Origin of the sequence: Vibrio albus, assembly GCF_003144035.1 — a bacterium.
GTDB classification, from domain to species: domain Bacteria; phylum Pseudomonadota; class Gammaproteobacteria; order Enterobacterales; family Vibrionaceae; genus Vibrio; species Vibrio albus.
In genome coordinates this window covers 398,130-416,158 of sequence record NZ_QFWT01000001.1, presented here as the reverse complement: position 1 = coordinate 416,158, position 18,029 = coordinate 398,130, and the positions used below count along the sequence as shown (strand labels likewise).

The following is an 18,029-nucleotide window of genomic DNA, read 5'->3' as shown; positions in this document are numbered from 1 at the left end:
ATAACCTAATGTTCTCGATTATAGAAACGTTTAAGTTCGGCAAGACCCTGCAATAATACCGATAATTTAGGGCTTGCGTATTTTTTGCGCTGATAGTTGGTGTCGTACTCTTTATAGTTACCAAACTTATCCACGACAGTGGTGCTTTCATCCGTTATCAGTGCCATTTCCCGGGCATCGCCTGCAAGGATCCACGGCCTTTCAGATAGCTCAAACAGATTGATACCGCTACTGAATTCATTCGGCGGATTAGAAACACCCAGCAAATCTTGTAACAGGGTCACCGACATATCGAAGTGGCTTGATTTTATGACGTACTCTTTCGGTTCTTTATCCGGCCAGTGCATAACAAAAGGCACCTGGAGTTGATAGCGGCTGTAATTGGTATTAGAGCCCCAGCGCCCGTTATTCGAGTCATTAAACTCAGTACCATGGTTGGATGTGATAATCACAATCGTATTGTCCATGATGTCCTGATTGTTTAATGTATCGAGTATCTGGCTCACTTTTTTATCAACAGACTGAGCAGCCTCTGAGTATGCAGATTTAAGTTGTTCATCGGCAGGTTCAGCCGTGTTGCTGCTATAGTCGTCAAAGTGGTTCATGGTTGTTAGTTCAATAAAACTAAACCATGGAGAGCCAGGTTTAGCTTCTATCCAGGTTGACCAATCTTCGATTGCTTTAGCATCACTGGCATTATGCGTGTCTTGCTGCGTGACCTCTGGTGAGCTGAAAATAGTCTCGTAGTATAGGTCATCACTAAAATTATTGCCGCTGAACAAGCCAAAATGGTACCCCTTGTCTTCCAGCTCTGTCAGCAGGAGCGGGGATGTTCCCTGTGATTTAATGCTGTCGGCATAGCTGTTAGGGATACCGTAAAACAGGCCAAATACACCGTAGTTATCGTTACTGGCACTGTAGTGGTTGATGTAATTCTGGTTGCGGCTGGCAAACTGGCGGGTTGCCGGCATGGTGTTGCTGGTCAGTGCATCGGCTCTCAGGTTATCAACCAGAACAACCAGTACATTGTATTTTTTACCACGGCTGCTGAACGTAAGTGGTTCAATTGGGTAGTTTACCAGATCAACGGTATTCTCTTTGATTTGTCTGCGCTTTAAGTACTCTTCCCTGTCAAGCAGGCCGTGCTTTTCCATAAAGGTTTTTGCTGTCATGGGGTATGACAACGGAAAATTAGACTTCTGACTGGTAACCGGCTGGTAAAAATAGGCATCAGCCCATATGTATATCAGGTGGCTGCTGATAAAGCATAGAAAAAACACGGCAGCGATAGGGCGGCCGATATGTTTATGGGAGAGTCGCCTTTGTTTCCGCCAGATCCATTCCGCTAAGGCTAGCTGAAGCATAAATATGATCGGCAGAACGATAAATAACTGCTGTAAATCAGTTGCGATTTCACTTTGCTCCCTATTCAGCAAAAGCTCCCAGGTAACCGGGTTCAAGTGCTGATATACCTGAGGGTAAGTCTGGGTATCTAACAACAGAGCGGTAAGGCCGACAGTGGCAAAGCATATCGCAACTATTCTGAATAGCTGCTTGAAGGGGAGAACAAATGTCAGCGGAAATAATACCAGTATATACAGGGCAAATACGAGGAACCCAAAATGACCAGCCCAGGACAGAATCAGATAGGTTTGCCCGAGCAGAGTTTCGGGCCATGGAGACTCTGAAATGTATTTGGTGCTGATCAGCATTGCTGCAATAATGTTGAAGAAGGCAAACCAATGCCCCCAACCAACTAAACGCGAAACGCGCTCACGATATGAATTTCCGCTGCTTACCATTTATATTCTATCTTGGCTGACTAGTGAGTCTTACTGTCTTCAATAGAAGACAATAGTGCATGAGCAAACTTTTCTGCGATTCCTTTACGCTGAGATGCTGGTACATTTCCATTGATGATATTTGTTGCAATGTTGCCTGCAATCATAAGTGAAAGCTCGGCATTCGCGTTGTTCTTATCTAGCACGGCAGTAATTTCTGCAAGGATAAGCTCTATCTGTTCGTTGCTGTATTTTGATGTAACTGGCATAAAGACTCTAATAATGATAGTGAAAGCGGCTTATGATAACCTACAATCTTTCATAACTGAAACCTGAACAAGAATTTATTCGCTATGGGTCTTACTCTTTCCAACGTCATTTTACATCAATTGACGAAAAACGATCAGGATGAGCTAACGGTAAATTACCGTTCAGCAGCACTTCCACACAATATCTCCACTGAAAATCTCGTTGCTGAGCTGCACCGTGTATTCAATGCTAAAGCTGGCAAGGGATTTGGTTCTTTTCAGTCTGACAGTGATTTTAAGAACTGGTTGCAAGATCTTCGCCGGGGAGAACAAAATTTTTATGATTTCTCACAAAACTGTGCTGAAAGGCTAAAAACTGAACTGGCTAAATACCCTTTTGCCGATGACGGGACATTAGTGTTGGCTGAATATCAGTCTCTGGCTACGGATTATTTGTTTATTGCTTTATTGCCTTCAAACGAGAGTCTGAAAGTAACCGAGGGTCTGGATATCAGTGCAACAGATTATCTGGATATCAGTAAAATGGATATCGCCGCCCGAATCGATCTTTCCGTCTATGGGAGTGAGCCGGAGTCAAATCGCTATCTGGCTTACATTAAGGGCCGGGTCGGACGGAAAGTGGCGGACTTTTTTATTGATTTTCTTCAGGCTGAAGTCGGTATGGATACTAAGCAGCAAAACTTAGTGCTGGTCCAGGCGGTGGAAGATTTTTGTTCGGATTCGAAACTGGATAAAGAAGAGACGAATCAGTATCGTAAACAGGTATTTGACTATTGTAATGAGCAGCTAAAGTCGAATGATGAAGTAGAAGTCAGTGAGCTGTCTGCCGAATTACCGTCAAGCGAAGATGGATCCAGTTTTTTGGATTATACCAAAGAGCGTGGTTACGAGCTGGAAGAAAGTTTTCCCGCAGACAGGACGACAGTCAGAAAGCTGGCTAAATATGTCGGTGCCGGTGGTGGCCTGAGCATTAATTTTGACAGTATGTTGTTAGGGGAAAGGGTGTTTTATGACCCGGAAACGGATACCTTAACCATTAAGGGGACGCCCCCGAACCTTAGAGATCAGTTAACTCGTCAGAATTCCTGATAGATAAAGATAGGAAAACAGACAGTTAATCAGTTTTTTAGGTAATATCCCAAAAAAATACTTGTTTTTCGATGGATAAATCATTCAAGATGAGCAGGTTTAATTCTAATTTTCACACGGAGTGTATCAAATGATGAGAGTCGGTTTAGTTGGTTGGCGAGGTATGGTTGGTTCTGTACTTATGCAACGTATGGTGGAAGAAAAAGATTTCGATCATATCGAGCCTGTTTTTTACAGTACATCTCAGGTTGGCATTCCTGCTCCTAACCTTGGTAAAGATGCTGGCCTTCTTCAAGACGCATTTGACATTGAAAGCCTGAAGCAGCTTGACGCTATTATTACTTGTCAGGGCGGCGGTTATACAGAAAAAGTATACCCTGCACTGCGTCAGGCCGGCTGGAAAGGTTACTGGATAGACGCAGCTTCAACGCTACGTATGAAAGATGACGCGATCATTACTCTGGATCCCGTCAACCTGGCACAAATTCAGGAAGGTATCCATTCCGGTACCAAAACGTTTGTTGGCGGTAACTGCACAGTCAGCCTTATGCTGATGGGCTTAGGTGGCCTTTATGAGAAAGGCCTGATTGAGTGGATGAGTGCGATGACTTATCAGGCCGCTTCAGGTGCTGGTGCGAAGAATATGCGTGAGCTTATTTCTCAAATGGGCGTTATCAACGATTCGGTAAGCTCAGAACTGGCTGATCCGTCCAGCTCTATTCTGGATATTGACCGTAAGGTGGCAGAGACTATCCGTTCTTCAGCGTTCCCGACAGATCAGTTTGGCGCACCTCTGGCTGGCTCTCTGATCCCATGGATCGATGTGAAGCGCGATAATGGCCAGAGTAAAGAAGAGTGGAAAGCGATCGCTGAAACCAACAAGATTCTGGGTCTGCAAGATAACCCGATTGCTATCGATGGTACTTGTGTCCGTATCGGTGCGATGCGTTGTCACTCTCAGGCATTGACTATTAAGCTGAAACAGAATGTACCGATGGACGAGATCGAAGATATCATCGCGTCCCATAACGACTGGGTAAAAGTTATCCCTAATGAGCGTGATATCACGGCTCAGGAACTTAGCCCGGCGAAAGTGACGGGTACGCTTTCTGTTCCGGTTGGTCGTCTGCGTAAACTGGCCATGGGCGACGACTTCCTGAATGCGTTTACCGTGGGTGACCAGCTTCTTTGGGGGGCAGCGGAGCCTCTGCGCCGTACCCTGAGAATCCTTCTCAACGAGAAGTAAACGGCTTCACCCCATACGATTGATGTTATTCCCGCTATTCAGGCGGGAATAACATATCAGTAAGAATTTAGTCTCATTTCTCTTCTGGCTCGCCTAGCCCTGTCTAAGTTTTATCCGCTAATACTTTTACCTTTCCGTACTTATCCCTTTCTATAAAAAGTTTTTAACAAAACAGTGTTATAAGAGTTGTCAGTATGCCGATGTTAGCTATACTACTCTACGAAGTAAGTGGCACGGAAAAGAAGTGTTTCATCGTTGCATTTATGTAAGTTGTGTAATTTTATTACGTAATTCGTTGTTGGCTTACTTGGGGAGAATTGGGGTAGATTCTTTTTTGAGCGAACAGCTCTGCATTTATTTCCCGGTTCAAAATAATGTGTTAGATTAACCCCATTGAAGGGAAGGAGATAGCTATAGCAGGCTGCTGCTATAGGTGGCAAAAGAAAGTTCTAGCAGATTAATTTTTCATAACTGATCTGAGTCAATTCTTTCTTAAGCCTGAAATACTATACTCCCGCCTGAAAGCTTTTTACTAAGAATGTAGCGTTTTTTCAGATTACTTTGATAGACGATGTTATGTATCGGATATGCTGAAGAATATGAATGAATTGTAAGTCATATGTAACCATTCAATCGTGGTGCTGGCTTAGCAGATTTACTAAAGAGTTTTATATTTTTATTTTTTATATTTATGGAGATTCATTATGCCTGTAACAAATTTGGCTGAACTTGATGCTCTGGTTGCTCGCGTTAAAGCGGCACAAGCAGAATTCTCTACTTTCTCTCAAGAGCAAGTAGACAAGATTTTCCGCGCAGCATCTCTGGCAGCTAACCAAGCTCGTATTCCTCTGGCGCAACAAGCGGTAGCAGAATCTGGTATGGGTATTGTTGAAGACAAAGTAATCAAAAACCACTTCGCATCTGAGTACATCTACAACAAGTACAAAGATGAGCAAACTTGTGGCATCCTTGAAGAGAACGACAGCCTTGGCACAATGACCATCGCTGAACCAGTAGGTATCATCTGTGGTATCGTTCCAACAACTAACCCAACATCAACTGCGATCTTCAAATCTCTTATCTCTCTGAAGACTCGTAACGGTATCATCTTCTCGCCACACCCACGTGCGAAAAACTCAACTAACGATGCAGCTAAGCTGGTTCTTGACGCAGCAATCGAAGCTGGCGCACCAAAAGACATCATCGGTTGGATCGATCAACCATCTGTTGAACTGTCTAACGCTCTGATGAAGCACGACGATATCGCGCTTATCCTTGCAACTGGTGGTCCGGGCATGGTTAAAGCGGCTTACTCTTCTGGTAAGCCAGCAATCGGTGTAGGTGCAGGTAACGTTCCTGTTGTTATCGACGAAACTGCAGACGTTAAGCGTGCTGTTGCTTCTGTTCTTATGTCTAAGACTTTCGATAACGGTGTAGTATGTGCTTCTGAGCAGGCTGTTATCGTACATGACGCTGTTTATGATGAAGTTAAAGAGCGTTTTGCTTCTCACAAAGGTTATGTACTGAACAAAGCTGAAGCAGACAAAGTACGTAAAACTATCTTTAAAGACGGTGCTCTGAACGCAGGTATCGTTGGTCAGCCAGCAACTAAGATTGCTGAAATGGCCGGTGTTAAAGTGCCAGCTGATACTAAGATCCTTGTTGGTGAAGGTACTCAAGTTAAGCACGAAGACGAATTCGCTCACGAAAAACTGTCTCCAGTTCTAGGTATGTTCCGTGCTTCTTCTTTCGAAGACGCTGTGAAACAAGCGGTAGACATGGTTGAAATCGGTGGTATCGGTCACACATCTGGTCTTTACACTGACCAAGACGTAAACGCAGACCGTATCAAGTACTTCGGTGACAAACTGAAGACTGCACGTATCCTTGTAAACATCCCGACTACTCACGGTGGTATCGGTGACCTTTACAACTTTAACGTTGCACCTTCTCTGACTCTTGGTTGTGGTTCTTGGGGTGGTAACTCTATCTCTGAGAACGTAGGTCCTAAGCACCTAATCAACAAGAAAACTGTTGCTAAGCGAGCTGAAAACATGTTGTGGCATAAACTACCTAAATCTATCTACTTCCGTCGTGGTAGCCTTCCAATCGCTCTTGGCGATCTAGAAGGTAAAAAACGCGCATTCCTTGTAACTGACCGTTTCCTATTCAACAACGGTTACGCTGACGAAATCGTTAGCCTGCTGAAAGCACAAGGCATGGAAGTTCAAACTTTCTTCGACGTAGAAGCGGATCCAACTCTGTCTGTTGTTGAGAAAGGCGCTGAAATGATGCGTAGCTACCAGCCTGACGTAATTCTGGCTCTTGGTGGTGGTTCACCAATGGATGCTGCGAAAATCATGTGGGTAATGTACGAGCACCCAGAAACTGCGTTCGAAGAACTGGCAATGCGCTTTATGGATATCCGTAAGCGTATCTACAAGTTCCCTAAAATGGGTCAAAAAGCTGAACTGGTATGTATCACTACTACTTCTGGTACAGGTTCTGAAGTTACGCCATTTGCGGTTGTTACAGACGACAAAACTGGTGCTAAGTACCCACTGGCTGACTACGAGCTGACTCCTAACATGGCTATCATCGATGCTAACCTTGTTATGAACATGCCTAAGTCTCTGACTGCATTCGGTGGTTACGATGCGGTAACTCACGCACTGGAAGCTTACGTTTCTGTTCTTGCGAACGAATACTCTGACGGTCAGGCTCTTCAAGCTCTTAAACTGCTTAAAGAATACCTGCCATCAAGCTACGCGAATGGCGCTAACGACCCAATCGCTCGTGAAAAAGTACACAACGCAGCAACTATCGCTGGTGTAGCATTTGCGAACGCATTCTTGGGTGTGTGTCACTCAATGGCTCACAAAATCGGTAACGCATTCCACCTGCCACACGGCCTGGCTAACGCACTGCTTATCTCTAACACTGTTCGTTACAATGCAAACGACAACCCAAGCAAGCAAACTGCATTCTCTCAATACGACCGCCCACAAGCTCGTCGTCGTTATGCAGAAGTTGCTGACCACCTGGGTCTGTCTCAAGCTGGCGACCGTACTGCTCAGAAGATCGAACGTCTTCTAGGCTGGTTGGACGAACTGAAAGACAACCTGGATATTCCTAAGTCAATCAAAGAAGCTGGCGTAGCTGAAGCTGATTTTGTTGCTAAAGTTGACGAAATTTCAGTAGACGCGTTCGATGACCAATGTACTGGTGCGAACCCACGTTACCCACTGATCTCTGAGCTGAAAGAAGTTCTTCTGGCTTCTTACCACGGTAAAGCGTACGTTGAAGGTGAAACTTTCGAAGGTACTACTGTGATTAAGAAAAAAGCTGACCAGAAACCAGCTGAGAAAAAGTAAGACGTAACTGACGAGATAATCGCTAGCTATCGTTCTTATTGAGAACATTAAAGCCCACCAGAAATGGTGGGCTTTTTCGTTCTTCCGGCAGGATGATTGTCTATATTTCTGCAGCCATTACCCTGCCACTGAAGTATTCATTGGAGACGATGTATTCCGTGCTTCTGATCAATTCGTCTTGTATTTCAGCCCAGTGACAGTGCTCTCTGGCGTCCGCAGAATAGGCGAGGGCAGGAACCACCCCGCCAACTCGGATATTGAATGGCGTTAGTTCTCTCGCCCAGCTCATGGTTAACCCGGAGAGGATGGACGAAGCATGTTCGAAGCCATTAAAATCATTAACATCGACTTGTGATAACAAATTCACTATCACGCCATTTTTGGCATGGATACGCATTCTTTCTGCGCTGGCCTGGCCGAAACTGAAAAGTGAAGAGGTCAGGAGTGACAGGGCATTTGAAAAGTCTTCAGCAGTCGTATCACTGGTAAGAGAAGGAAAAGGCTGACTGGGCCAATAATTAATCAGCACATCAACACTACGGCTGAAAGTTTCCTCAATATAATCAAGTAAGCTCTGGATATTACCGGTCGTATAGCTTTCCATTTCATAGGCGAATACGGAATCAGATACTGTATTGCAGCTTAGTCTCGTCTTTTCCAGTGTCTGAATATCGGTATCGGTCAGTACGACCTTGGCACCCAGTGATGCAAAATGGTACGCAAGCGTGCGCCCTAGAAGAGAACCGGCTGAGGTGATAAGAATGACAGAGTTCTGTATATCCATATTTGGCGACTCCGGTTAAGTTTACTTGTTGTTGGTATCTGAGAAATATAGTGGTAAATAAAATGTTATATAGTTGTGAAGGTGCTTGAAGAATGGTAAATGACAGCCCAGAAGTTGTATGATTTTTGCGTTACTTCACGTTTGGTAGGGGGAGTGCATCTCAGAAACAACACAAAAATGAGAGTTCATAATTGCTTATATTGTGAAAACAGACAGGAATCAGGCGTAAGCCTGCATTTGACTGGCTCTGTGTGCCACGATGAGTTGGTTATATAAATCATTGTCTGGCATAAGAGCAGGCGTGCTTTTTGTCATTGCTCGTTGTTCGTGAAGGGATAAGTTACGGTATACGTCCTCGGCCAGATCGTGTGTTTTTTCCGGAAGGTAAGCTAAAGCATCCGGACAAAGTCCTGCCTGCAACTGAACGCCGGCCATTCCGTCTTTATGAAAATGTTCAGCTATGGATGCTGATCGGTTATAGGAATCGTGATTGGAGCGGAGTTCACGGGCCGCGGGAACCGAAAATTGTCTGCGCAGGGCGGCTTCAGAGCTATCTGGTTCCTGGATGGTTGTGACTGGAGTGGTATCCCGAACGTCCTGAGAGAGCATCGCCAGAAGAAGGGCAAAATCAGAGCGGTGCCCTGTTTCAACGGCACGATTGATGTTATTGCCAAACTGCAGCTCATTAATCGCCTGCACCGGTCTGGCGGCATCAGACTCTGGTACTGCTACTGTCAGATTAACATCTTGAAACAACATAAAAGCTCCTGAGTGAACGAATACCCAAGTACCATAATGCACTTGGGTATATACCTTTATCGTCCGACTCTTTGGAAACTTTAATGGAAATTCAGATGAATAGAGTTAATTTCTGGCAGGAGAAAACTGACCAAGTATAAACAGAGCAGCAGCACAAATGACAACCGACGGACCCGCTGGCGTGTCATATTGCCACGACAGGCTAATGCCTGCTAATACAGAAACCATACCCAGTCCGGAGGCGATGAAGACCATTTGCTCTGGGGTCGATGCAAATTTTCTTGCTGTAGCCGCCGGGATAATCAGTAACGATGTAATAATAAGTGCGCCGACAAATTTCATTCCCACAGCAATAACGACGCCCACGAGAAGCATAAGGATCAGTCGTATTAACTGAACATTGATTCCTTCAACTGCGGCGAGTTCTTCACTGGCGGTAGTGGCCAGAAGCGGTTGCCAGAATAGTTTAAGGATGACGGTGATAACGAGGACACCTCCATAGATAAACCATAGGTCTTCATGGGTGACGGAGAGCAGATCCCCGAACAGATAACTCATCAGATCGATTCTGACATTATCCAGAAAGCTGACGGCAACCAGGCCGAGCGATAATGCGCTATGTGCCAGAATTCCCAGCAGAGTATCGGTACCGACAACCTGTTGTTTTTGCAAAGCAACCAGAATGACGGCTATGGATATAGTACACAGGACCAGTGCCAGATATAGGTTAATATCCAGCAAAAAACCAAGAGCCAGACCCAGCAAAGAGGCATGGGCCAGAGTATCACCGAAGTATGCCATTCGACGCCAGACGACAAAGGAGCCCAGAGGCCCTGCGATCATAGCGATACCTAGTCCGGCCAGAATAGATGGAAGCAGAAACTCAATCATGATGACAGTGTCCGTGTTTTTGGTTTTCGCAGGTTTCGGCTTCCCCCTCGACAGGGTTGCCGGCAAGATCGTGGTGACCGTGGTGGTGGTGTCGGTAGAAAGCCAGAGACTCTCCCTTATGCTCACCAAACAGAGCAATATATGAAGGATGTTTAGTAATTGCTTCAGGCGCACCAGAACAGCAGACATGGTGATGGATACAAATAACCTGGTCCGTTTTTGCCATGACAAGATGGAGATCATGGGAAACCATCAGAATGGCGCATCCAAAACGTTTTCGAATGGATTCGATCAGGTTGTAGAGATCTATCTGTCCCTGAACATCGACTCCCTGTGCCGGTTCATCCAGAACCAGAAGATCGGGTCTCTGTAACAGAGCTCTGGCCAACAATACTCGTTGGTTTTCTCCCCCCGATAGCTTATGCATATTGCTCTTAAGCAGATATTCCGCCCCGACCAGACGAAGAGAGTCGACTCTTTCCTGATGACTGAATTTTCCTGCAAGCTGCAAAAAACGTTCTACATTTAAAGGAAAAGTCTCGTTAAGATGAAGCTTCTGTGGGACATAACCGATGCGTAAGCGTTTTTGTTTTTCTATCTGGCCGGTGTATTTTGTCTGAAGGCCAAGCAATACCTTGATCAAAGTGGATTTTCCGGCACCATTGGGGCCAATGAGTGTGGTGATCTGACCTTTTTCCAGTTCCAGACAGATTGAGTCCAGAATTAGCCTGCCGGAAAATTCAACACGGATATCGGTCATTTTAACGAGAGGTTGCATTAATAAATCTCATTTGCAAAAACTGTTTTGTTATAATATAACATTCGGGACAACCTGATACTACTATTAACCTTCGATTATTAATAATAAAGGAATCATCCATGTTACGTTACTTGTCTGCTTTACTGTTGACATGCGTAGTGGCTTTACCGGCACAAGCGACGAAAATTGTGGTCAGTATAAAGCCATTACAGCTGATTACTTATGATATCGCCTATGGTGTTAGCGAGCCTGAACTGCTTATCAGTGCCAATGCCTCACCTCATACCTATGCTCTGAAACCTTCTGACATCAAGAAGATTGCAGCAGCAGACTTGTTGGTCTGGTTTGGTCCTGATCTTGAGTCTTTCCTGACTAACGCAGTGAAGAAAAGTTCCAACGCCCTGGAATTGAGCGCATCAGAAACACTGTTGCTCAGAGCATTTGAAGAACAAGAATCTCACGAAGAACATGGGCATGAATCTCATGGTCATGAAGGTCATAACCATGGTATGTATGACCCGCATATTTGGCTAGGCCCGGAACAGGCCAGACAAGTAGCGCAAATTATCGCAGAAAGGCTGTCAGAAGTCGATCCGGAAAATGCTGCCATTTATGCGGAAAACTATCAGAATTTTTCGTTGAACCTGGAAAAAACAGTGAATGAAATCCGCGAGCAGTTGGCTCCGGTTAAAGGGGATGGTTACTATGTTTTTCATGACGCTTATGGTTATTTTGAGCAGTATTTCGGGTTGAACAACCTCGGACACTTTACCGTGAGTCCAGATCGTAAACCCGGAGCTAAAACGCTGATACATATCCGCTCTGAACTGAAAAAAGGAAAGGCGAAGTGCGTGTTTGCTGAGCCTCAGTTTGAGCCGGCTGTCATTCAGACCGTTATACGTGGTAGTGATGTTAACTCCGGAACACTGGATCCGTTGGCCACCGACATTGTTACTAAGCAGGGAAGTTACTTTACATTTCTGCATTCTCTTGCGGATGAATACACTCGCTGTCTGAGCGCAAAATAACCAGGAATCAAAAAAAGTTTATGAGCAAGGAGGGCTTAACTGTGAGGTGGGCCCTTCCGATTTATGTAAAATGTATCTATTCCTTTCTATCGGCTGTTTATTCCTCTTTGCATGGTATAATTTCCAGAATTATTTTATTGCCCGGTAGACTCTTACTTAAACAATGTGGTGCCTATTTCGTTATTTGTGGTTTTTTCTGCTTCTATTCGCTGCCGGTCATGTTTCCGCTCATCACGATGACCTCTATTCTGTGTACCACCCGCTACCATTTCAGGAGCAGGGGTTATTCTTTACGGCCAAAAACATGTTCCCGGGAGCTGCAGGCGGATTGTGGCTCCATGATATTTATGGAAACATCCGTTTTTTTGACGGCCAGCACGTGTTGCCAAGGGTTGGTTCTGCAATAGATAAACCCGTGGGGGAGGTCGTCTTTCTGGATCAGGCATTTTGGTATGTAGAAGAAAACCGGCTCTACAAAAGTTACCCTGCCGGTCATTCTGAATTCATCACTACCCTGGGCGTTGGTACTGAGATCACCAGGATGGGGTGTTCAGACCGTAAAATATGGGCAACAGATAACAAAAACTTTTATGTGTATGACCCTGATACCGGGGAGGTAAAAAAATATTCATTACACAGCCTTCAGTCCCGGTTTGACGGAGTATTGGAGATAACCTCGGCTATTTTTATAAAAAAGCGTTGGGTACTGGGCACGATAGCCGAGGTATTTATCACCCACAATAATCAGCTTAGTCATGCCAAGTTGTCCGGAAAAAAATATGTCGAGACACTTTATTACTCGGAGAGCAGAGAGGAACTGCTGGTGGGGGGCCGCAATGGAGCGGTTCTGATTGACATCAATAAGCCGGAAAAGGTCAAAGTCCATATCGGTCACTCTCTGGTTCGTTCGATTATTGAATCAGAAGACGGGTACTGGGTCGGGACAGAGCATGGGCTGTACGTCTATCAGTTCTCCAATAAGGCGGTTCGGGAAATTGGTACGAATCATCAGGATGACTATGCGTTATCGAACGGCTTTATTTATTCGCTGGTGAATGATCAGGATGGTGGGATCTGGATAGCTACCGGTCAGGAAATCCGCTATTACTCATTATCGAGTGAGCTGTTTACACGTATCCGCCTGGATGGTTTGTCGGACTATATGGACATTGGCTCAATCAATCAGATCATTACTGATGATAACGGCGAATACTGGATTGCGACAGATAAAGGGCTGTATTCATATGATTCAATAAGAGATGAAAAACCGATCAAGAGAGTGTATCAGCCTGTCTATGGGATAGCCTTGTATAAAGGGACTCTCTGGTTAGCGATGGGGAAAGGGATCGCAACTTATCATAAAGAGAGTTACCTGTTTCACTGGCAGAAACACCCGGAAGCACTGACTTCTCGGGGCATACGCCATATTACCGTCGATAGCAGTGGCGGCGTATGGTTCGACTCGGAACAAGGGCTCATACGATATGACATCAGTAATTCTTCTGCAGACAATCTGACTCATAACTGGCAGGTTAATCATACAAAGGGAGTGGTTATCCACCTTTATGCCGACAGTCAAAACCGGGTGTATATCGGAACCGATCATGGTACCTACCTTTATGCTGATAATCATATTCAGTACCTGAAAACATCTGAGGTGCTAGGGAATCAGCTAGACATGGTGGAAACCGAACATTCTGATTTGTGGTCGGTGTACTCTTATGGTCTGTATCGTTCCCAGAATTCGCCTGTGGATTTAGAACCTGTGGTACTCAATGAGCCTAATGTACGGGTGTTGTGTGCAGTAAGCACACCTAAAGGCGTGTGGGCGGCTTCTTCGAAAGGATTGACGCTCTACCGGCATGATGGTGTGTTAGCGAAACATTTTAGTGCACCATTCGGGTTGATTAATAATGAATTTCTTCCCGACAGCTGTTCCTATAATCCACAAAATGATGAGTTAATATTCGGCAGTCGTTTTGGATTGGTCTTAGCCAACCAGAGCGCACTGATAGCAACTGAGCTTCCGGAAAATAAAGTACTGACCAGTCAGGTGCTGGTGAATAATCAGCCGCATAAGATAGGCTTTGACACTGAAAAGGTTCAGACTTTTTCGCACGGAAATTCACTGACCTTTGTTTTTGGTGTTCTGCCTGACTTTGATCAGAACTCTCTGGAATATAAGCTGGCAGGCAGCAATGAAACTGACTGGATTGTGCTTCAGGGGAAAGAGCTTACTTTTAGCTCCTTGCTTCCCGGTACATATAAGTTATATGTTCGTACGGATGCACAGGCGGCTCTGGGTCAGCAGGGAAGTCTGCTACGCTTTAAAATACAGCCCCCCTGGTATTTATCTTCGTGGGCGCTTTCGTTTTTCAGTATTCTCATCATTACGAAGGTAATTTTACTGATGCATTGGCGGTCAGAAAGGATGCTTCGTCTTAATCGTTATCTGCAAAAACTCGTCAGAATAAAAACGTGTCAGCTTGAAAATCAGAGCCAGGCGCTGATGGTGGCCAATCACCGGCTAAAACAGGAACTGAAAGAGCAGTCAGAAAATGGGAGTGTTGATAGTCCGAAACCGGCCATAACGTGTTGTTGCCAAAATATGGTGTCAGAAAGCCGGTCTGAAAAATCGGTTACCATATCTCCCTGGCTGGAAAAAGTGCATAGCCTTATTAATCAGGAATACAGGAACCCGGACTTTGGTACATCGTTGGCGGCTAAGCGGCTTTATGTATCAGAACGCAGCCTGCAGCGTAAATTTAAATCTCTGACCGGAATGACCTTTACGGAACAGTTGTATAAGATCCGGCTGGAAAAAGCGTGCGAGCGTCTACTATCCGGCGACAAAATATCGGATGCTGCGTTTGATACCGGGTTTAATGATGCTTCCTATTTTAGTCAGCGTTTTAAAAATTACTATGGAATATCGCCTTCCACTTTTATAGAGAGTCACTCCGAACAGCCTTAGTCATATCACTCGGGCTTTCCTTTCTTTTCAGCATTTCCGCCTGAAAAATCTGCTTCCATTCCTGTTCATATGCTGGTACAAATGCGTGTGGTGCGTAAAAATAATCGTACACAACAAAAAATAAAAAATTTCAAACACAATATTGCAACAGACATATTTATAACAAAGGAGTCACAATGAAGGCGAGCAGGATGATTGCAACCGCAGCCCTGACCGGTGCGGCATTACTAGCCTCAACAGGCGTTATTGCAAAAACAGTCAGAGTGGCGGTGTCACAGATCGTAGAACACCCGGCGCTGGATGCGACCCGTCAGGGTCTGTTAGACGGCCTGGAAGCGAAAGGCTATGAAGAAGGTAAAAACCTGGAGTTTGAATACCGTACCGCTCAGGGGAATCCGGCGATTGGCGTGCAGATAGCCCGTCAGTTTGTGGGTGAACGTCCGGACGTACTGGTCGGAATTGCAACCCCGACAGCTCAGGCTCTGGTTGCTGCGACAAAAGACATTCCTATTGTCTTTACCGCGATTACTGATCCGGTTGGTGCAAAACTGGTTTCAAATATGGAAAAACCCGGAGGTAACGTCACTGGTTTGTCAGACCTTTCTCCTGTAGCACAACATGTTGATTTGATTAAAGAGCTAATGCCGAAGGTGAAAACCATTGGTGTGGTATACAACCCGGGTGAAGCGAACTCTGTAAGTTTGATGAAGTTGCTGAAAGAGAGCGCAGAAGAAAAAGGGGTTGAGATCGTTGAAGCAACAGCCCTGAAAAGTGCTGATGTTCAGACAGCAACTCAGGTTATTGCTGATAAGTCCGATATTATTTATGCAATGATTGACAACACAGTAGCCAGCGCTATTGAAGGCATGGTGGTGTCTGCTAACCAGGCTCATACCCCAGTGTTTGCAGCTACAACATCTTATATTGATGCCGGTGCCATTGCTGCTCTTGGCTTTGATTATTATCAGATCGGCGTGCAGACGGCAGATTATGTTGCCGATGTCCTGGCTGGTAAAAAACCGGGCGACATCCCTGTTCGCGTTGCCAAAGGTTCTGATATTGTCATTAATAAAACCGCAGCAGATAAGCTGGGTGTGACCATTCCACAATCAGTGATGGATCGCGCAACCAGCGTAAAATAACGAAATGAGCCCGGTCAGCGGAGGCCGACCGGGCTAAATTAACCGGATAAACTATCTTTTTTCTGCTTATTACGCAGAAGTGTGTCATGGATGTACTAGTAGAATAGTTAACTGGTTAGTGAATGCAGAGAGAGGAGTTTTTATGTCTGCTTTTGCTTTTTTCGGGGCTTTGGAAATTGGTCTGATATACGGACTGGTAGCACTCGGTGTCTACCTGACTTTCAGGGTTCTGGATTTTCCAGATCTGACTGTAGATGGCAGTTTCCCAATGGGGGCCGCTGTTGCAGCCACCGCAATTGTTGCTGGTGTTGACCCTTGGGTGGCGACCATTCTGGCTATTATTGCGAGTGCCGCTATAGGTTGGGTGACAGCATTTCTTACCGTTAGATGTGGCATTTTGAATCTGTTGGCCTCAATTTTAACGATGATCGCTGCCTTTTCTATTAATATTCGCATAATGGGTCGTCCAAATATGGCGCTGCTTGGGCAGGATACTATCCTGACGCCTTTTGAAGCCATGGGGAACTCTATGTATATCAGGCCGCTGGTGGTTGGTGTTCTTGTGCTGCTGTCCGGCTGGTTTGTTGTTCGTCTGCTCAATAGTGACTTTGGACTTGGTCTGCGAGCGACTGGGGTCAATGCACGTATGGTGAAAGCCCAAGGCGCAAGCACCGCTTTCTATACTTATTTCTGTCTGGCATTGTCAAATGGATTCGTCGGTTTCGCCGGTGCATTGTTTGCACAGACAAACAGCTTCGCGGACGTGACTTCCGGGGTTGGTACCATTGTTGTTGGTCTGGCGGCCGTTATTCTCGGTCAGACACTGATTCCGGGCCGTAAAATTTGGACAGCGATTGTAGCTGTTATTCTGGGGTCAGTATTGTATCGACTGGCCGTCGCTTTTGCTCTGAGCTCCGGTATGTTTGGCCTGCAAGCTTCCGACCTGAACCTGGTTACAGCTGTTCTGGTTGCTGTTGCGCTAATTGCTCCAAAGTTAAAAGGAAACATTAACGCAAAAAAGGGCGGTAAGCCCGCCAAGAATCAAGTGGTATCTAAAAAGGGCAAAACCGGGGAGATGGCATGATACATTTAGAAGATATTCAGGTGACTTTTAATCCGGGCACTATCCTGGAAAACCGAGCGTTAAGACATGTCTCTCTGACCGTCCCAGAGCACGAATTTCTTACGGTTATCGGCTCAAACGGAGCTGGTAAATCCACGTTGCTGGGTGCGGTGACGGGTGAAACACCTATGGTTGGCGGACAGGTTATCATTGATGATATTAATGTTACCCGCAAAAGTGTAGATCAGCGAGCCAGCCAATGTGCCCGTGTTTTTCAGGACCCGCTGGCCGGAACCTGTGGCGACCTGACGATTGAAGAGAATATGGCACTGGCTTATATGCGTGGCAAACGTCGCGGCTGGCATTTGTCTCTATCATCCAAGCGGAGAAAGCTGTTTCAGGAACGAATTAGTATTCTGGGTTTAGGTCTGGAAGACCGGCTGGGAGACAATATCGGTTTGCTTTCTGGTGGCCAGCGTCAGGCGGTTAGCCTAGTCATGGCGACGCTATCAGACAGTAAACTATTACTTCTGGATGAGCATACTGCTGCACTTGACCCTAGAATGGCGGCGTTCATCATTGATCTGACGAAAAAAATCGTCAAAGAGTTTAACCTGACGGTGATGATGGTGACTCACTCAATGAAAGATGCACTGGCTTGTGGAGACCGGACCGTGATGCTCCATCAGGGAGAAATCGTACTGGATGTCTCCGGTGAACAGAGAGCAAACATGAAAGTACCGGATCTGCTGGAAATGTTTACTAAAGTCCGGGGTGAAGAACTGGCTGATGACAGCTTGCTGCTAAACTAACCGCTCACTACGCCCTTAGGCTCATACTACTTAATGTGATCCCCCTCTGATTCAGAG

13 protein-coding genes and 1 pseudogene are annotated in these 18,029 nt (G+C 45.5%); 8 read left to right on the top strand and 6 right to left on the bottom strand.

All coding sequences use genetic code 11. The features are described 5' to 3' along the window. Positions 1 to 5: 5 nt before the first annotated feature. Complete coding sequence (locus DI392_RS01785) at positions 6 to 1,802, bottom strand: DUF3413 domain-containing protein (RefSeq protein WP_109318188.1); 1,797 nt, start codon at positions 1,800 to 1,802, stop codon at positions 6 to 8. 20 nt (positions 1,803 to 1,822) lie between these two features. After that, entirely contained in the window at positions 1,823 to 2,050 is a 228-nt protein-coding gene (locus DI392_RS01780; protein WP_109318187.1) for a YejL family protein, read from the bottom strand. Positions 2,051 to 2,134: 84 nt separating this feature from the next. Between DI392_RS01780 and yejK the strand changes: the two genes are divergently transcribed. The 3 genes from yejK (at position 2,135) to adhE (ending at position 7,759) form a co-directional block, all read left to right on the top strand. Further along, complete coding sequence (gene yejK, locus DI392_RS01775) at positions 2,135 to 3,139, top strand: nucleoid-associated protein YejK (RefSeq protein ID WP_109318186.1); 1,005 nt, start codon at positions 2,135 to 2,137, stop codon at positions 3,137 to 3,139. A gap of 133 nt (positions 3,140 to 3,272) precedes the next feature. Continuing rightward, entirely contained in the window at positions 3,273 to 4,385 is a 1,113-nt protein-coding gene (asd, locus tag DI392_RS01770) for an aspartate-semialdehyde dehydrogenase (RefSeq protein WP_109318537.1), read from the top strand. A 704-nt stretch (positions 4,386 to 5,089) separates the two neighbouring features. Further along, positions 5,090 to 7,759 (top strand): bifunctional acetaldehyde-CoA/alcohol dehydrogenase, encoded by a 2,670-nt coding sequence (gene adhE / locus DI392_RS01765; RefSeq protein ID WP_109318185.1) that lies wholly within the window; start codon positions 5,090 to 5,092, stop codon positions 7,757 to 7,759. A gap of 100 nt (positions 7,760 to 7,859) precedes the next feature. Here adhE and DI392_RS01760 read toward each other — a convergent pair whose 3' ends face one another. From DI392_RS01760 to znuC, 4 genes are all read right to left on the bottom strand, one after another. Then, complete coding sequence (locus DI392_RS01760) at positions 7,860 to 8,543, bottom strand: SDR family oxidoreductase (protein WP_109318184.1); 684 nt, start codon at positions 8,541 to 8,543, stop codon at positions 7,860 to 7,862. 219 nt (positions 8,544 to 8,762) lie between these two features. Then, positions 8,763 to 9,302: a VC2046/SO_2500 family protein gene (locus tag DI392_RS01755; protein WP_109318183.1), complete on the bottom strand. Its 540-nt coding sequence runs from the start codon at positions 9,300 to 9,302 to the stop codon at positions 8,763 to 8,765. A gap of 105 nt (positions 9,303 to 9,407) precedes the next feature. Further along, positions 9,408 to 10,193 (bottom strand): zinc ABC transporter permease subunit ZnuB, encoded by a 786-nt coding sequence (znuB, locus tag DI392_RS01750; protein WP_109318182.1) that lies wholly within the window; start codon positions 10,191 to 10,193, stop codon positions 9,408 to 9,410. Next, a complete protein-coding gene (znuC, locus tag DI392_RS01745; RefSeq protein WP_109318181.1) occupies positions 10,186 to 10,971 on the bottom strand; it encodes a zinc ABC transporter ATP-binding protein ZnuC in 786 nt (261 codons plus the stop codon). The genes znuB and znuC overlap by 8 nt, the downstream gene beginning before the upstream one ends. A gap of 101 nt (positions 10,972 to 11,072) precedes the next feature. Between znuC and znuA the strand changes: the two genes are divergently transcribed. From znuA to DI392_RS01720, 5 genes and pseudogenes are all read left to right on the top strand, one after another. Continuing rightward, a complete protein-coding gene (gene znuA, locus DI392_RS01740; protein ID WP_109318180.1) occupies positions 11,073 to 11,981 on the top strand; it encodes a zinc ABC transporter substrate-binding protein ZnuA in 909 nt (302 codons plus the stop codon). A 1,030-nt stretch (positions 11,982 to 13,011) separates the two neighbouring features. After that, positions 13,012 to 14,955 (top strand): annotated as a pseudogene (locus tag DI392_RS01735) (helix-turn-helix domain-containing protein); the annotation flags it as partial. A 176-nt stretch (positions 14,956 to 15,131) separates the two neighbouring features. Beyond that, on the top strand, positions 15,132 to 16,097 hold the full coding sequence (locus tag DI392_RS01730; protein WP_109318178.1) for an ABC transporter substrate-binding protein: 966 nt from the start codon (positions 15,132 to 15,134) through the stop codon (positions 16,095 to 16,097). 142 nt (positions 16,098 to 16,239) lie between these two features. After that, positions 16,240 to 17,181 carry an ABC transporter permease gene (locus tag DI392_RS01725; protein WP_109318177.1) on the top strand — a complete coding sequence of 314 codons (942 nt, stop codon included), beginning with the start codon at positions 16,240 to 16,242 and terminating at the stop codon, positions 17,179 to 17,181. Continuing rightward, a complete protein-coding gene (locus DI392_RS01720; protein WP_109318176.1) occupies positions 17,178 to 17,972 on the top strand; it encodes an ABC transporter ATP-binding protein in 795 nt (264 codons plus the stop codon). Before DI392_RS01725 ends, DI392_RS01720 begins: the two co-directional genes overlap by 4 nt. The last annotated feature ends 57 nt before the right edge of the window (positions 17,973 to 18,029 follow it).

Coding starts and splice junctions, on each gene's coding strand:
- DI392_RS01720 (WP_109318176.1), top strand. CDS start 17,178: ATGATACATTTAGAAGATATTCAGGTGACTTTTAATCCGGGCACTATC.
- znuA (WP_109318180.1), top strand. CDS start 11,073: ATGTTACGTTACTTGTCTGCTTTACTGTTGACATGCGTAGTGGCTTTA.
- DI392_RS01760 (WP_109318184.1), bottom strand. CDS start 8,543: ATGGATATACAGAACTCTGTCATTCTTATCACCTCAGCCGGTTCTCTT.
- yejK (WP_109318186.1), top strand. CDS start 2,135: ATGGGTCTTACTCTTTCCAACGTCATTTTACATCAATTGACGAAAAAC.
- DI392_RS01730 (WP_109318178.1), top strand. CDS start 15,132: ATGAAGGCGAGCAGGATGATTGCAACCGCAGCCCTGACCGGTGCGGCA.
- adhE (WP_109318185.1), top strand. CDS start 5,090: ATGCCTGTAACAAATTTGGCTGAACTTGATGCTCTGGTTGCTCGCGTT.
- DI392_RS01785 (WP_109318188.1), bottom strand. CDS start 1,802: ATGGTAAGCAGCGGAAATTCATATCGTGAGCGCGTTTCGCGTTTAGTT.
- DI392_RS01780 (WP_109318187.1), bottom strand. CDS start 2,050: ATGCCAGTTACATCAAAATACAGCAACGAACAGATAGAGCTTATCCTT.
- DI392_RS01755 (WP_109318183.1), bottom strand. CDS start 9,302: ATGTTGTTTCAAGATGTTAATCTGACAGTAGCAGTACCAGAGTCTGAT.
- DI392_RS01725 (WP_109318177.1), top strand. CDS start 16,240: ATGTCTGCTTTTGCTTTTTTCGGGGCTTTGGAAATTGGTCTGATATAC.
- znuB (WP_109318182.1), bottom strand. CDS start 10,193: ATGATTGAGTTTCTGCTTCCATCTATTCTGGCCGGACTAGGTATCGCT.
- znuC (WP_109318181.1), bottom strand. CDS start 10,971: ATGCAACCTCTCGTTAAAATGACCGATATCCGTGTTGAATTTTCCGGC.
- asd (WP_109318537.1), top strand. CDS start 3,273: ATGAGAGTCGGTTTAGTTGGTTGGCGAGGTATGGTTGGTTCTGTACTT.